Origin of the sequence: Luteimonas colneyensis (assembly GCF_014836665.1) — a bacterium.
GTDB lineage: Bacteria > Pseudomonadota > Gammaproteobacteria > Xanthomonadales > Xanthomonadaceae > Luteimonas > Luteimonas colneyensis.
The window spans coordinates 436,387-450,805 of record NZ_JACSQJ010000001.1; the positions used below are offsets into that span (position 1 = coordinate 436,387).

The window sequence follows — 14,419 nt, forward strand, 5'->3', positions numbered from 1 at the left end:
CGCCCGCCCCCCCCGACGCTTTGTATGGTGCCCAAGGGGGGACTCGAACCCCCACGACCTAAGCCGCTACCACCTCAAGGTAGTGCGTCTACCAATTCCGCCACCTGGGCAAATCTTGCTACTTCCTTCCCGCATGGCTGCGGGAGCGCGATATTGTAATCGCTATCAGCCGCCCTGCGGGACTTCCTGCCCCGTTTCCCCCTGCGCGGGGGGCGATTCGGCGGGCGGCTGGTCCTCCGGCACGGCGGGAACCGTGGCGTCGGGGACGACCGGCGCGGCCGCGGGCGCCGACGGCACCGCGCTGTCGGCTGCCGGGGCCGCGGGGGCCGCCGGGACTTCGGACATCACGCCCAGATCGACCGCGGCCGGACCGGACTGGCGCGCCATCTGCGTGGCCTGCCAGGCCATGAACAGGGTCAGCGCGAAGAAGACGACCGCAAGCCACTTGGTGGACTTGGTCAGGAAGCTGGACGCGCCACGGGCGCCGAACACGGTGGCCGAGGCGCCGCCACCGAAGCCGGAACCGGCCTGGGCGCCCGCGCCGCGCTGCATCAGGATCAGCGCGATCATCGAGATGGCGACGAGCACGAAGACGATGTTGAGGATGAGCTGCAGCATGTTCCAGTTCTCTTGTGCCCGGCGGTCAGCGGACCGCCGCGGCCACGATGGCCATGAAGTCCGCGGCCACCAGCGAAGCTCCGCCGATGAGGCCTCCATCGACATCGTGCTGGGTGAACAGCTCGGCGGCGTTGGCGGGCTTCACGCTGCCGCCGTAAAGGATCGGCAGCGAATTTCCAATCTTAGCATCCCTGGCGGCCACCTCGCTACGGATGAATGCATGGACATCCTGCGCCTGCTGCGGGCTGGCGGTCAGGCCGGTCCCGATCGCCCAGACCGGCTCGTAGGCCACCACGGCATCGGCGAAGCCCTCGGCGCCCACCAGATCCAGCACCGGGCGCAGCTGCGAGGCGATCACGGCCTCGGTGGTGCCGCCCTCGCGCTCGTCCTTCGATTCGCCCACGCACAGGATCGGACGCAGGCCGGCGGCCAGCGCGGCGGCGAACTTGCGCGCGACCAGGTCGCTGTCCTCGCCGTGGTACTGGCGACGCTCGGAATGGCCGACCAGGGCGAAGCGCGCGCCGGCGTCGGCGAGCATCGCGGCCGAGACCTCGCCGGTGTAGGCGCCCTCGGCATGTTCGCTGAGGTCCTGGCCACCAAAGCCAATGCCGCGTCCGCCGTGCGCCTCCACCAGGCCCGCCAGCAGGGTCGCCGGCGGCAGCACCACCACCTCGACCCCCGTGGCCGGCGCGATCCCCGGCAGCAGCTGCGCGGCGAAACCACGGCTGCCATTGAGCTTCCAGTTGCCGGCGACGATGCGGGTGCGCATTCCATGGACCTCGGATGTGGCGGGAGCGGGGATTCTAGGCGTTCGCGCGCATTCCGTCATGGCCGCGCCACGGCACGGCCATCACGACGCACGTTGATCGTCAGGCCAGCTTGATCTCGCGCAGGCGCTCTTCGAGATAGCCCTGCGCGGTGATCGGCTCCGGATAGCGGCTGGGATTGTCCGGCGTGATGCACGAGGGCAGCACGTCGATCAGGAAGTCCGGGTTGGGATGCAGGAAGAACGGCACGGAATAGCGCGGCTGGCGCGCGAGATCGCCCGGGGGATTCACCACGCGATGGATGGTCGACGGATACACGTGGTTGGTCAGGCGCTGCAGCATGTCGCCGATGTTGACCACGATCGTGTCCGCGTCCGAGGTGAAGGGCACCCATTCGCCCTCGTGCGACTGCACCTCGAGTCCCGCCGAGCTCGCGCCCACCAGCAGCGTGATCAGGTTGATGTCGCCGTGGGCGCCGGCGCGCACGTTCGGGATGTCGTCGGCGGTGATCGGCGGGTAGTGGATCGGGCGCAGGATCGAGTTGCCGACATCGGTCTTGTCGGCGAAGTAATTCTCGGGCAGCCCGATGTGCAGGGCGAGCGCGCGCAGCACCTGCGAACCCAGGTCGTCCAGCGCCTGGTAGAGGGCGTAGCCCTTCTCGCGGAACTCCGGCACTTCGGCGGGCCACTGGTTGGGCGGCATCACGTCGCGGTACTTCGAGTCGTCCGGGATCTCGCGCCCGATGTGCCAGAACTCCTTCAGGTCGAAGTGCTTCGAATCCTTGGCGGTCTCGACGCCAAACGGCGTGTAGCCGCGCGCACCGCCGCCGCCGGGCACGTGGTACTGCCTCTTGGTCGCCTCCGGCAGCGCGAAGAAGGCCTTGAACGCGGCGTAGGCGTCGTCGATCAGCGGCTGCGGGATGCCGTGGTTGCGGATGCCGGCGAAGCCCCACTCGCGGTAGGCCGCGCCCAGGTCGGCCACGAAGGCCTCGCGGTCGGCGGGACTGGCGGGATGGGTGAAACGACGGATGTCGAGGGTCGGGATGCGCGGGGCCATGGCTCACTCGGGGACGGTTCGCCCCCGGGCGGGGGCGCAGGGCGGCCATGATACCGCCCGCCGCACGTCCGCTGCCCGGCGGCCGCCGCCCTCTGCCCCGCGCTCAGGCGGCGGCCTGGACCGCGGCAGCCAGCATCTCCAGCGTGGACGCCACCAGCGCCTCGTCGTCGGCCTCGACGGTCACGCGCACCACGGGCTCGGTGCCCGAGGGGCGCAGGAACGCCCTGCCCCGTCCTTCGACGGCGCGCTGCGCCTCGGCCAGCGCCGCCTGCACGCTCGCGGCGTCCGCCGGCTTCGCGCCATTGGCCACGCGCACGTTGACCGTACGCTGCGGCACCTTGCGCAGGTCCCGCAGCGCCTCGGCCAGCGACAGGCCGCGCCGGTGCAGCACCTCCAGCACCTGCAGGGCGCTGACGATGCCGTCGCCGGTGGTGGCGCGGTCCAGGCACAGCAGGTGGCCCGAGGCCTCGCCGCCGAGGATGCCGCCGTGCTCGACCAGCGCCTGGTGCACGTAGCGGTCGCCCACCTTCGTGCGCATGAAGCCGATGCCGCGCTTCTGCAGCGCCTGCTCGAGCGAGAAGTTGGTCATCAGCGTGCCGGCCACCGGGCCGCGCAGCCGCCCGCTCTCCTGCCAGTCGCAGGCCAGCAGGTAGACCAGGTCGTCGCCGTCGCGCACCACGCCGTCGCCGTCGACGAACAGCACCCGGTCGCCATCGCCGTCGAAGGCGATGCCGAGGTCGGCGCCGGCCTCGCGCACGCGCGCCGACAGCCCCTCCGGGTGCGTCGAACCGACGCCGTCGTTGATGTTGGTGCCGTTGGGGTCGACGCCGATCGCGTCGACCCGCGCGCCCAGCTCGCGCAGCACCATCGGCCCGATCTGGTAGGTGGCGCCGTGCGCGCAGTCGACCACGATGCGCATGCCGCCCAGGTCGAAGCTACGCGGCACCGAGTTCTTGCAGGCCTCGACGTAGCGGCCGATGGCGTCGCGCGTGCGCACTGCCTTGCCGAGGCGATCGGAGGCGACGGTCGAGAACGGCTGCTCCAGCGCGGCCTCGATCGCGAGTTCGGTGGCATCGTCGAGCTTCTCGCCCTCGGCGGAGAAGAACTTGATGCCGTTGTCGTGGTGCGGGTTGTGCGAGGCCGAGATCACGATGCCGCCGTCGGCGCGCATCGAATGCGTCAGGTGGGCGACGGCCGGGGTCGGCATCGGCCCCATCAGCTGCACGTCGACGCCGGCGGCGACCAGGCCGGCCTCGAGCGCCGCCTCGAACATGTAGTTCGAGATCCGGGTGTCCTTGCCGATGATGACCATCGGCTTGCGCCACTCGCCGCCGCTCTTGACCTGCGCGGTCAACGCGTGGCCGTAGGCATTGCCCAGGCGCAGCATGAAGTCGGCCGAGATCGGGCCCTCGCCCACCCGCCCGCGGATGCCGTCGGTGCCGAACCAGCGCCGCTTGCCGGCGCTCATGCCGCGGCCTCGTCGGCCGGCGGCGCGGGCTGGCGCATCAGCATGGACAGCAGGCTGGCGATGCGCTCGCGCATCTCGCGGCGGTCGCAGATCTGGTCGATGGCGCCGTGCTCGACCAGGAACTCCGAGCGCTGGAAGCCTTCGGGCAGCGTCTCGCGCACGGTCTGCTCGATCACGCGCGGGCCGGCGAAGCCGATCAGGGCCCTGGGTTCGGCGAGGTTGATGTCGCCCAGCATGGCGAACGAGGCCGAGACGCCGCCGGTGGTCGGATGCGTCATCACCGAGATGTAGGGCAGGCCCGCGGCGCGCAGGCGCCCGAGCGCGGCCGAGGTCTTGGCCATCTGCATCAGCGAGAACAGGCTTTCCTGCATGCGTGCGCCGCCGCTGGCGGAGAAGTTCACGAACGGCGAACCGATCTCGAGCGCGCGCTCGGCGCCGAGCGTGAAGCGTTCGCCCACCACCGAGCCCATCGAGCCGCCCATGTAGGCGAAGTCGAAGGCGGACGCGACGATCGGGCTGCCCTTCAGGCGCCCCTCCATCGCGACCAGCGCGTCGCGCTCGCCAGTGGCCTTCTGCGCCGCCCGGATGCGGTCGGAGTACTTCTTCTGGTCGCGGAAGCGCAGCACGTCGGTCGGACCCAGCCGGGCGCCGATCTCGCTGCCGGTGCCGGCGTCGAGGAAAGCGGCCAGCCGCGCACGGGCGCGGATCGGCATGTGGTGGGCACACTTGGGACAGACCTCGAGGTTTTCCTCGAGCTCGGGACGGTAGAGCACCGCCCCGCAGCTGTCGCACTTCTCCCACAGGCCTTCGGGGACGCTGCGCTTGCGTGCGGGGCTGCCCTCGGTGCGGATGCGGGCGGGCATGAGTTTCTTCAGCCAGGACATGCGTTGCTTGATCCTCTGCGGACGGGGCCGCGAACCCGGGGAGTTTAGCCCACCGCCCCGCCGGCACCGGCGTCCAGCGCCTGCCGCAGGGGCGAGAGGAAGGCCACGGCGGCGGCGGCGGCCCGGCCGCTCCCGGCGGCCTCCATGGCCTTGACCAGGGCGCTCCCGACGACCACGCCGTCGGCATCCACCGCCATGGCCGCGGCGCTGGCGGCGTCCTGGATGCCGAAGCCGACCACCACCGGCACCGGGCTGCGCGCGCGGATGGCGCGCAGGTGCACGGCGGCGGAGGAGGTGTCCAGGCGTGCGGAGTCGCCGGTCACGCCGGCCATGCTGACGTAGTACAGGTAGCCCTGGGCGAGCCCGCACAGCATGTCGATGCGCGCGGCGTCGGTGGTCGGCGAAGCCAGCAGCACCAGCGCGATGCCCTGCGCGGCGAAGGCCTCGCGGAACTCCGCGGCCTCCTCCGGCGGCAGGTCGACCAGCAACACGCCATCGACCCCGGCATCGGCCGCGGCGGCCGCGAAGGCCGCGGCGCCCCGGATCTCGACCGGGTTCAGGTAGCCCATCAGGGTCACCGGCGTGTTGTCGTCGCGCGTGCGGAACTCGCGCACCCGCTCCAACACCCAGGCCATGCCGGCGCCGCGCGCGATCGCGCGCTCGGAGCTGCGCTGGATGGTCGGGCCATCGGCCATCGGATCGGAGAACGGCACCCCGAGCTCGATGGCGTCGGCGCCGGCTTCGACCATGGCGTGCATCACCGGGACCGTGTCCTCGAGGCCGGGGTCGCCGGCAGTGATGAAGGGCACCAGGGCCTTGCGCCCGGCGGCGCGAAGGTCGGCGAAGCGGCGCGCGATGCGCGGCGCGACATCGGCGGCGCTCATACCTCAACTCCTTCGCGCGCGGCGATGGTGTGCACGTCCTTGTCGCCGCGCCCGGACAGGTTGCACAGCACCAGTGCGTCCCTGGGCAGCTCGCGTGCCAGCTTGATCGCCTGGGCGACCGCGTGGCTGGACTCCAGCGCCGCGAGGATGCCCTCGGTGCGCGCCAGCAGGTGAAAGGCCTCCAGCGCCTCGTCGTCGGTCACGCCGACGTACTGCGCACGCCCGGTGTCGGCAAGGAAGGCGTGCTCCGGGCCGACGCCCGGATAGTCCAGGCCGGCCGACACCGAGTGCGTCTCGATCACCTGGCCGTCGTCGTCGCACAGCACGTAGGTGCGGTTGCCGTGCAGCACGCCGACGCGCCCGGCCGAGATCGACGCGGCGTGGTGGCCGCTGGCGATCCCCTCACCCGCCGCCTCGGCGCCCACCAGGCGCACGCCGGGATCGTTGAGGAAGGCGTGGAAGATGCCGATGGCGTTGCTGCCGCCACCCACGCAGGCCGTGACCACGTCCGGCAGGCGCCCGTGACGCTTCAGCATCTGCGCCCGCGCCTCCTTGCCGACCACCGCGTTGAAGTCCCGCACCATGCGCGGATAGGGATCTGGACCCGCCACCGTGCCGATGATGTAGAAGGTGTCGCGGACGTTGGTCACCCAGTCGCGCATGGCCTCGTTGAGCGCGTCCTTGAGCGTGGTCGAGCCGCTGGTCACCGGCACCACGGTCGCGCCGAGCAGCTTCATCCGGTAGACGTTGATCTTCTGCCGTTCGATGTCGGTCGCGCCCATGTAGACCACGCACTCCAGGCCCAGGCGCGCGGCCACCGTGGCGCTGGCCACGCCATGCTGGCCGGCGCCGGTCTCGGCGATGATGCGGGTCTTGCCCATGCGGCTGGCGAGCAGCGCCTGGCCGATGGTGTTGTTGATCTTGTGCGCGCCGGTGTGGTTCAGGTCCTCGCGCTTGAGCAGGATGCGCGCGCCGCCGACGTGGCGGCTCAGGCCGACCGCTTCGTAGATCGGGCTCGGCCGGCCGACATAGTCGGCGAGATCGGCCTCGAAGGCGGCGACGAAGTCGGGATCATTGCGCGCGGCGTCGTAGGCGGCGGCCAGCTCCTGCAGCGGCCCGGCCAGGGTTTCGGCCACGAAGCGGCCGCCGTGGCGGCCAAAATGTCCGCGCGCGTCGGGGAATGCATGGAAATCGTCGGGAATGTCGTTCATCGGGCCCCTCCTTCCGGGCTCGTGGCGTCGTCGTCGGGTCGGCAGTCGGCCCGCCGCACCTCGGAAACGAAGGCGCGCATGCGCTCGCCGTCCTTCAGGCCGGGCGCGGTCTCGATGCCGCTGCTCACGTCCACGCCCCAGGGCAGGACCGTGGCGACGGCGTCGTGGGCATTGTCCGGCGTCAGCCCCCCCGACAGCAGGAAGGGCCGGCCCAGGCCCGCGGGCAGGGCGCTCCAGTCGAAGCAGCGGCCGCTGCCGCCGTCATGGCCGCCGCCGTGGCTGTCGAACAGGAAGGCCGCGGCGCCCGGGAACGCGGCCAGCAGCGCCGGGCCGCTCGCCGGGGCGCCGGCTCCCATCGCCACCGCCTTCATGTACGGCAGGTCGAAGCGGCGGCAGAAGGCATCGTCCTCGTCGCCGTGGAACTGGAGCAGGCTCGGCTTCACCTGCCGGACCACTTCGCGCACCTCTTCGGCGCTGTTGTCGCGGAACACCGCCACCGCATCGACGAGCGGTGCCAGCGCCTCGCGCAGCGCGCGCGCCTCGGCGGCGTGGATGCGGCGCGGGCTGCCATGTGCGAAGACGAAGCCCACGGCATCGACGCCGAGCTCGCTGGCCAGGCGGACGTCGCCCGCGCGGGTGAGGCCGCAGAACTTGATGCGGGTACGGAACAGGCTGCGTGGCATGTCAGGAGGCCGGAACGTGTGAGGGAACCGAAGCCCCGCCGGCGCACGGGGCGTCCAGCGTGACTTCGTCTGGAAGGCCGCAGGCGGCCGGATACAGCGGGCCCAGGAACACCAGGCCGCCGGGAGGTGCCGTCGGCCCCGCGCAGCGCCGGTCACGGGCCTCCAGGACCTCGCCGATCCAGGGCTCCGGCCGCGAGCCGTCGCCGACCTCGAGCAGGGAGCCGACGATGTTGCGGACCATATGATGCAGGAACGCGTTGGCCTGCACCTCGACCACCACCACTTCGTCCTCGCGCGTGACCCGGATCGCCTGCAGGTCGCGGCGGGCGTGCGGCGCCTGGCAGTGCACGGTGCGGAACGAGGAGAAGTCCAGCTCGCCCACCAGGGCCTGCGCGGCCCGGTGCATCGCCCCGGCGTCCAGCGGCTTGCGGGTCCAGGCCAGGTACTGGCGGCCCAGGGCCGGCCGCACCGGGCGGTTGAGGATGCTGTAGCGGTAGCGCCGGGCGCGCGCCGAGAAGCGCGCGCTGAAGTCGTCGCCGACCTCGCGGCACCAGCGCACCGACATCGCCGGCGGCAGCAGCGAAGTCGTGCCCATCACCCAGTTGCGCGGACTGCGCCCCGCCTCGCTGTCGAAATGCACCACGTTGCAGCGCGCATGCACGCCGGCATCCGTGCGGCCGGCGCAGGTGGTGGCGACGGGTGCGTCGGCGACCTTCGACAGGGCGCCTTCCAGCGCCGCCTGCAGCGTGTCGACGCTTTCGACGCCGTGCGGCGTCAGCCGCTGCCAGCCGAGGAAGCCGCCGCCGTCGTATTCGATGCCCAGGGCGTAGCGCATGGCGTGCGTCCACGGACCGGCCGCGCCGCGGGCGTCCGCGGCGACGGCGCGGCCGTCAGGCGATGCCGTCCAGCAGGCGCGAGGCTTCGGCGCGGGCGGCTGGATTCCCCGCTTCGGCCACTTCGCGCAGCAGGTCGCGGGCGGTCTCGGTGTCACCGAGGTCGAGGTAGGCGCGGGCCAGCTCGATGCGCTCGCTGCCGCCGGGCGCCGGATTGAGCGACGCGATCAAGGCGGCGTCGGCAGCCGCCGCGTCGTCCGTGTTGGGCGCAGTGTCGCCGGGCGCGTCGTGGTGCACGGCCGCGGACTCCGCCTCGGCCACGGCGCCCGCCGAGGGAGTAGCGGGGACCGGAGCGGTCTCGCGCGGCACCTCCATGGGGGCGGCGTCGGCCGCATGCCAGGTCGGAGTCGCCGGCGCGGCCGCCGGCGCTTCCGGCTTCACGGCGGCGTCGACGCGCCTGGGCGCGGCCGCGGCCAGGGTGGCCGTGTCGAAGCGGGGACGCGCCGCCGCCTTCGGGGCGCGTCGCATCAGCAGCCAGGCGCCAAGCACCGCGACCAGCAGGCCGAGCCCGATCCAGGCCCAGGGCAGGCCGCCCGCATCCGCCACCGCCGCGTCAGCCTCGGCCTCGCCCGTGGACGCCGGCGCATTGGCCAGTCGCTCCTGGACCGCCGCCAGCTCGCTGTCCTTCATCGTGATCAGCTGCGCCTGCTGCGCCTGCAGGCGCTCGAGGTCGGCCACCCGGGCCTTGAGCTCGGCGACTTCGGCGTCGCGCGCGGCCAGGGTTTCCTGGTTCTGGTGCAGCTCCTGCTGCAGTTCCTGTCGAAGCATCTCACCCTCGCCACCGGCCTGGATGCCGGATCGAATGCCTGCCTGGCGGCCGTCGCCGGCCGACGGCGGCACGATTTCCAGGCGCGCATCCGAGGTCCGGCGCGCCGGATCCGCTGCCGCTGCCCCGTCCGTCGCCTGGCCTTGCCCCGTGCCCTCGCCCACCGGCGCGGCCGCGTCGGCCACCGCGGCGTCCGGCTGCGGCGCCGGCCGCGTCATGTCGCGCCAGGCGGCGATCTGTTCGCGCATCAGCGCGCGCGCCTCGCGCTGGTCCAGGGCCGCGATATCGCCCCGGTCCGGGATGCGCAGCACCGCGCCCCGGCGCATCAGGTTCAGGTTGTCGGCGATGAAGGCCTGCGGATTGGCCCGGAACAGGGCCACGATCGCCTGCTCGCGGCTGATGCCGTCGCCGGCCAGCGCCGCGGCGATTTCGCCCAGGGTTTCGCCTTCCTTGACCGGTCCGTATTCGCCGGACGCCATCGGAGCGGCGGCGGGAGCAGGTGCGGGGACGCTGGCCGGTGCGGGTGCGGGTGCGGCGACCGGCGCAGGCGTCGCCTCGGCCGTCACCGGCGCGGCCTCCTCCGCCTCCTCCGCCGCCGGCTGCGCCTCTTCGGCCGTGGCGTCGGCTCCGGCAGGCGCGTCGCCCGCCTCGCCCACCGCGGCGGCCGCCGGCTCGCGCACGATCGTGTTCGACGACGCCGCGACCGGCGCCTGGATCGCGGGCTGCGCCGGCGCGGACACGGTCTGCGGCGCGTCGACCAGCGCCGAGTACTCGCGCACCAGCCGGCCCTGCCCCCAGTCGACCTCGACCAGGAAGGTCAGCGTCGGCTGGGTCACCGGCTCGCGCGAGGTGACGCGGATCACCGGGTTGCCGCGGGCGTCCAGCGCCACCGTGAACTCGAGGCCCGACACCACGGCGTCCGGGGCCTCGAGGCCGATGCGGCGGAAGGTCTCTGGCGACGCCAGGCGCGCGCGCAGCTGGTCGAGTTCGGCGGGATCGCTGGACACCACCTGGATCTCGGCCAGCAGCGGCTGGCCCGCGCGCGACTTGACCTCGATCCGGCCCAGGCCCAGCGCCAGCGCCTGGCCCGCGAACAGCACCAGCGCGAGTCCGCAGAGGGCCGCCCGGAGGAACGCTCGCTTCAAACGCGGTGTCGTGGCCACTCGTTCCCCCGTCATATCGATGGGACTCTAGCGGCCCCGCACCTTGGATGGCAACGCGCGCCGTGCATCACGCCTCGCCCGCGACCAGTTCCGCGACCTGCACCGCATTCAAGGCCGCGCCCTTGCGGATGTTGTCGGCCACGATCCAGAGGTCGAGGCCGCGCGGATGCGAAATGTCCTCGCGGATCCGGCCCACGTACACCGCATCGCTGCCCGAGGCATGCGTGACCGGCGTCGGATAGCCGCCCGCCGCCCGCTCGTCCACCACCTCCACGCCCGGCGCCGCCTCCAGCAGCTCGCGCGCACGCGCGGCGGTGATCTTCCCGCGGGTCTCGACGTGCACCGCCTCGGCGTGTCCGTAGAACACCGGCACGCGCACCGCGGTCGGGTTCACCTGGATCGACTCGTCGCCGAGGATCTTCCGGGTCTCCCACACCAGCTTCATCTCCTCGCGGGTGAAGCCGTTGTCCATGAAGTCGTCGATGTGCGGGATCAGGTTGAAGGCGATCTGCACCGGGAAGCGCACCGGCTCCGCGCCCTGGAATCCCAGCAGCGAGGCGGTCTGCCGGCCCAGCTCCTCGAGCGCCGAGCGCCCGGCGCCCGACACCGACTGGTAGGTGGCGACGTTGATGCGCTCGATGCCCACGTCGCGGTGGATGGGCGCCAGCGCGACCAGCATCTGCATGGTCGAGCAGTTGGGGTTGGCGATGATGCCGCGCGGGCGCTGCTTCGCGGCCTCGGGATTGACCTCGGCGACCACCAGCGGCACGTCGGCGTCCATGCGGAAGGCCGAGGAGTTGTCGATCACCACCGCCCCGGCGGCGGCGAACTTCGGCGCGTACTCCTTCGAGACCGCGCCGCCGGCGGAGAACAGCGCGATGTCCACGCCCGCCGGATCGAACTCCGCCAGGTCGCGCACGACCACGTCCTCGTCGCCGAACCCGACCGTCGAGCCCGCGGACGACGCGCTGGCCAGCGCCACCAGCTCCCCGACCGGGAAGCCGCGCTCGGCCAGGATCGAAAGCATGGTCTCGCCCACCGCGCCGGTCGCACCGACCACGGCCACCCTGTACTGCCTGCCCATAGTGACTCCGTTGACTGGTCGCGCGGCCTCGCCGCGCAGCTGGCCATTATCGCGCGTCGGCGTCCGCCGCGGCACGCAGGCCCGGATCCAGTGCCACGCGTTCGTCGAAGACGAAGCACCGGCCTTCGTAGCCGAAGCCGCCCACGGCCTCGAAATAGCCCAGGATCCCGCCCTCCAGCTGCAGCGCCTGGCCGTAGCCCGCGTCGCGCATCCAGTTCACCGCCTTCTCGCAGCGGATGCCGCCGGTGCAGAAGCCGACCACGGTGGCATCGGCCAGCGCTTCGCGGTGCGGCTCCAGCGCCGCCGGCAGGTCCGTGAACCGGTCGATCGGCAGGGTCAGCGCGCCCGCGAAGCTGCCGTGGCCGATCTCCTCGCGGTTGCGGGTGTCGAGCAGCACCAGGCGGCGACCGTCGTCGTCGTGGCCCTGCCCGATCCAGCGCGCCAGGTCCGCCGGCGCCACCGCCGGCGCGCGGCCGTCGAGCGGCGACGCGCCTTCCCGGCGGAAGCTGATGATCTCCGGCTTGACCTTGACCTTCAGGCGCGCGAAGGGCGGCGTGTGGCTGTGGCTGCGCTTGACCTGCAGCGAGGCGAAACGCGGGTCGGCACGCAGCGCGGCGAGGAAGGCGTCGATGGCGCCGCCCTCGCCGGCCAGGAACAGGTTGATGCCCTCGCCGGCGACCAGGACGGTGCCGAGCAGGCCCTGCTGCTCCGCAAGGGCGCGCAGGTTCGATGCGACGGCAGCGGGATCGTCGATGGCGACGAAGTGGTAGGCGGCGATGCTGGTGTGCATCACGGCATTCTACGGAACAGTGGCCAGCAGTCCGACGCGGCCTGCCGGCTCAGGTCGCGGTCGGCGGCGTCACCAGGCTGGGCGGCCGCCCCGCATCCGGCCCGAACCCCATCGCCGCCACCAGGTTGTCCACCGCCAGCGACACCATCGCCCTGCGCGTCGGCAGGCTGGCACTGGCGATGTGCGGCGTCAGCACGACGTTGCGACAGGCGAGCAGCCGCGGGTTCACCGCGGGCTCGCCTTCGAACACGTCCAGGCCGGCCGCGGCCAGGCGTCCGGCCTGCAGGGCGTCGGCCAGCGCGTCTTCGTCGATGAGGCCGCCGCGGGCGATGCTGGTCAGGGTGGCGGTCGGCTTCATGCGCGCCAGCGCCGCGGCGTCGACGATGTGGTGGTTGGCAGGCGTGTACGGCAGCACCAGCACCAGGTGGTCGGCTTCGGCGAACAGCGCCTCGCGCTCGAGCCAGGCGGCCGCGCAGTCGCGCTCGACCGCCTCCGGAAGGCGATTGCGGTTGTGGTACAGCACGCGCATGCCGAAGCCGCGTGCGCGGCGGGCGATGCCCTGCCCGATCCGGCCCATGCCGAGGATGCCCAGGGTGCTGCCGTGGATCTCCGCGCCGAGCAGCTGGTGGAAGCCCCAGCCCTGCCAGCGCCCGGCGCGCAGCCAGTGCTCGGCTTCGGTGATGCGGCGCGCGGCGGCCATCATCAGTGCGAAGCCGAAGTCGGCCGTGGTCTCGGTGAGCACGCCCGGCGTGTTGGTGGCGACGATGCCGCGCGCGGCCAGCGCGTCGACATCGAGGTTGTTGTAGCCGACGCCGACGTTGGCGACGGCGCACAGGCGCTTCGCTCCCGCGACCTCCGCTGCCCCGATGCGATCGTTCAGCGTGACCAGGGCGCCGTCGGCATCGGCCAGCGCGGCGGCGATGGCGTCCGGCGCATGGTCGGTAATCCGTGGCGTGCGGGTGACCTCGAACCACTCGTCCAGCCGCGCCTCGATGTCCGCGTACAGCGGCTGCGACACCCAGACCCGCGGACGCGGCTCAGCCATCGTCCCGGCCGCGGGCCGACGCCGGGATCCGCGGCGCGACCCCGCCCACGTCGCCACACTGCGCGCGATGCCGCAGCGCCTGGTCCATCAGCTCCAGCGCCAGCATCGCCTCGCAGATCGGCGTGGCGCGGATGCCGACGCAGGGGTCGTGGCGGCCGGTGGTGACGATGTCCACGACCCGGCCGTCGACGTCGAGGCCTTCCACGGGCAGGCGCAGGCTCGAGGTCGGCTTGAAGGCCACCGAGCACACCACCTGCTGGCCGCTGCTGATGCCGCCGAGCACGCCGCCGGCATGGTTGGACAGGAAGCCTTCAGGCGTCATCACGTCGCGGTGCGCGCTGCCTTTCTGCGCGACGCTGGCGAAGCCGTCGCCGATCTCGACGCCCTTGACCGCGTTGATCGACATCATCGCCGCGGCGATGCCGGCGTCGAGCTTGCCGTAGACCGGCTCGCCCCAGCCCGGCGGCACGCCGTCGGCGACCACGTTGACCCGCGCGCCGACCGAATCGCCTGACTTGCGCAGGGCGTCCATGTACGCCTCGAGCTCGGGCACCTGCGCGGTATCCGGCCAGAAGAACGGATTGTCTTCGACCGCCGCCCAGTCGTGCGCGCGCGGCACCACGTCGCCGATCTGCGCGAGATGCCCGCGCACGCGCACGCCATGGCGCCCGGCCAGCCACTTCTTCGCGATCACGCCCGCCGCGACCCGCATCGTGGTCTCGCGCGCCGAGCTGCGGCCGCCGCCGCGCGGATCGCGGACGCCGTACTTCTGCCAGTAGGCGTAGTCGGCGTGGCCGGGGCGGAACTGCGAGGCGATGGCCGTGTAGTCCCTGCTGCGGGCATCGGTGTTGCGGACCAGCAGCGCGATCGGGGTCCCGGTGGTCACGCCTTCGTAGACGCCGGAGAGGATCTCGACCGCATCCTCCTCGCGCCGGGCGGAGGTGTGGCGGCTGCGGCCGGTCGCCCGGCGTTCGAGGTCGTGCGCGAAGTCCCCCGGTGCCAGCGCGATGCCCGGCGGGCAGCCGTCGACTACGCAGCCGATCGCCGGCCCGTGGGACTCGCCGAAGGTGGTGACGCGCAGCAGCTGCCCGAAGGTGTTCACGCCCG

The 14,419-nt window shown here is 72.6% G+C and carries 14 protein-coding genes and 1 tRNA gene; all 15 read right to left on the reverse strand.

Translation table 11 applies throughout. From position 1 onward, the window contains the following. Positions 1-25 precede the first annotated feature (25 nt). Positions 26-110, reverse strand: a tRNA-Leu gene (locus H9645_RS01885). Between the two features lie 55 nt (positions 111-165). After that, positions 166-618: a preprotein translocase subunit SecG gene (gene secG / locus H9645_RS01890; protein WP_191728031.1), complete on the reverse strand. Its 453-nt coding sequence runs from the start codon at positions 616-618 to the stop codon at positions 166-168. A gap of 25 nt (positions 619-643) precedes the next feature. Beyond that, complete coding sequence (tpiA, locus tag H9645_RS01895; protein WP_191728032.1) at positions 644-1,387, reverse strand: triose-phosphate isomerase; 744 nt, start codon at positions 1,385-1,387, stop codon at positions 644-646. Between the two features lie 100 nt (positions 1,388-1,487). Beyond that, positions 1,488-2,441 (reverse strand): isopenicillin N synthase family dioxygenase, encoded by a 954-nt coding sequence (locus tag H9645_RS01900; protein WP_191728033.1) that lies wholly within the window; start codon positions 2,439-2,441, stop codon positions 1,488-1,490. Between the two features lie 103 nt (positions 2,442-2,544). Next, on the reverse strand, positions 2,545-3,909 hold the full coding sequence (gene glmM / locus H9645_RS01905; protein ID WP_191728034.1) for a phosphoglucosamine mutase: 1,365 nt from the start codon (positions 3,907-3,909) through the stop codon (positions 2,545-2,547). After that, positions 3,906-4,793 (reverse strand): acetyl-CoA carboxylase, carboxyltransferase subunit beta, encoded by an 888-nt coding sequence (accD, locus tag H9645_RS01910; RefSeq protein WP_191728035.1) that lies wholly within the window; start codon positions 4,791-4,793, stop codon positions 3,906-3,908. Before accD ends, glmM begins: the two co-directional genes overlap by 4 nt. 44 nt (positions 4,794-4,837) lie before the next feature. Beyond that, a complete protein-coding gene (gene trpA, locus H9645_RS01915) occupies positions 4,838-5,677 on the reverse strand; it encodes a tryptophan synthase subunit alpha (protein WP_191728036.1) in 840 nt (279 codons plus the stop codon). After that, positions 5,674-6,888, reverse strand: coding sequence for a tryptophan synthase subunit beta (trpB, locus tag H9645_RS01920; protein ID WP_191728037.1), 1,215 nt, complete (start codon positions 6,886-6,888; stop codon positions 5,674-5,676). Before trpB ends, trpA begins: the two co-directional genes overlap by 4 nt. Then, positions 6,885-7,571 carry a phosphoribosylanthranilate isomerase gene (locus H9645_RS01925; RefSeq protein ID WP_191728038.1) on the reverse strand — a complete coding sequence of 229 codons (687 nt, stop codon included), beginning with the start codon at positions 7,569-7,571 and terminating at the stop codon, positions 6,885-6,887. Before H9645_RS01925 ends, trpB begins: the two co-directional genes overlap by 4 nt. A 1-nt stretch (position 7,572) precedes the next feature. After that, positions 7,573-8,406, reverse strand: a complete 834-nt coding sequence (truA, locus tag H9645_RS01930) for a tRNA pseudouridine(38-40) synthase TruA (protein WP_191728039.1) — start codon at positions 8,404-8,406, stop codon at positions 7,573-7,575. Between the two features lie 55 nt (positions 8,407-8,461). Then, entirely contained in the window at positions 8,462-10,375 is a 1,914-nt protein-coding gene (locus H9645_RS14115; RefSeq protein ID WP_263598370.1) for a type IV pilus assembly protein FimV, read from the reverse strand. 85 nt (positions 10,376-10,460) lie between these two features. After that, positions 10,461-11,477 (reverse strand): aspartate-semialdehyde dehydrogenase, encoded by a 1,017-nt coding sequence (locus H9645_RS01940; protein WP_191728041.1) that lies wholly within the window; start codon positions 11,475-11,477, stop codon positions 10,461-10,463. 46 nt (positions 11,478-11,523) lie between these two features. Next, positions 11,524-12,267, reverse strand: coding sequence for a sulfurtransferase (locus tag H9645_RS01945; RefSeq protein WP_191728042.1), 744 nt, complete (start codon positions 12,265-12,267; stop codon positions 11,524-11,526). 49 nt (positions 12,268-12,316) lie between these two features. Beyond that, positions 12,317-13,312, reverse strand: coding sequence for a 2-hydroxyacid dehydrogenase (locus H9645_RS01950; protein ID WP_191728043.1), 996 nt, complete (start codon positions 13,310-13,312; stop codon positions 12,317-12,319). Beyond that, a complete protein-coding gene (aroC, locus tag H9645_RS01955) occupies positions 13,305-14,414 on the reverse strand; it encodes a chorismate synthase (protein WP_191728044.1) in 1,110 nt (369 codons plus the stop codon). The genes H9645_RS01950 and aroC overlap by 8 nt, the downstream gene beginning before the upstream one ends. Between the last annotated feature and the right edge of the window lie 5 nt (positions 14,415-14,419).

What these genes read in the sequence shown, in the direction of transcription:
- secG (WP_191728031.1), bottom strand. Translation starts at nt 618, where the DNA reads ATGCTGCAGCTCATCCTCAACATCGTCTTCGTGCTCGTCGCCATCTCG.
- tpiA (WP_191728032.1), bottom strand. Translation starts at nt 1,387, where the DNA reads ATGCGCACCCGCATCGTCGCCGGCAACTGGAAGCTCAATGGCAGCCGT.
- H9645_RS01900 (WP_191728033.1), bottom strand. Translation starts at nt 2,441, where the DNA reads ATGGCCCCGCGCATCCCGACCCTCGACATCCGTCGTTTCACCCATCCC.
- glmM (WP_191728034.1), bottom strand. Translation starts at nt 3,909, where the DNA reads ATGAGCGCCGGCAAGCGGCGCTGGTTCGGCACCGACGGCATCCGCGGG.
- accD (WP_191728035.1), bottom strand. Translation starts at nt 4,793, where the DNA reads ATGTCCTGGCTGAAGAAACTCATGCCCGCCCGCATCCGCACCGAGGGC.
- trpA (WP_191728036.1), bottom strand. Translation starts at nt 5,677, where the DNA reads ATGAGCGCCGCCGATGTCGCGCCGCGCATCGCGCGCCGCTTCGCCGAC.
- trpB (WP_191728037.1), bottom strand. Translation starts at nt 6,888, where the DNA reads ATGAACGACATTCCCGACGATTTCCATGCATTCCCCGACGCGCGCGGA.
- H9645_RS01925 (WP_191728038.1), bottom strand. Translation starts at nt 7,571, where the DNA reads ATGCCACGCAGCCTGTTCCGTACCCGCATCAAGTTCTGCGGCCTCACC.
- truA (WP_191728039.1), bottom strand. Translation starts at nt 8,406, where the DNA reads ATGCGCTACGCCCTGGGCATCGAATACGACGGCGGCGGCTTCCTCGGC.
- H9645_RS01940 (WP_191728041.1), bottom strand. Translation starts at nt 11,477, where the DNA reads ATGGGCAGGCAGTACAGGGTGGCCGTGGTCGGTGCGACCGGCGCGGTG.
- H9645_RS01945 (WP_191728042.1), bottom strand. Translation starts at nt 12,267, where the DNA reads ATGCACACCAGCATCGCCGCCTACCACTTCGTCGCCATCGACGATCCC.
- H9645_RS01950 (WP_191728043.1), bottom strand. Translation starts at nt 13,312, where the DNA reads ATGGCTGAGCCGCGTCCGCGGGTCTGGGTGTCGCAGCCGCTGTACGCG.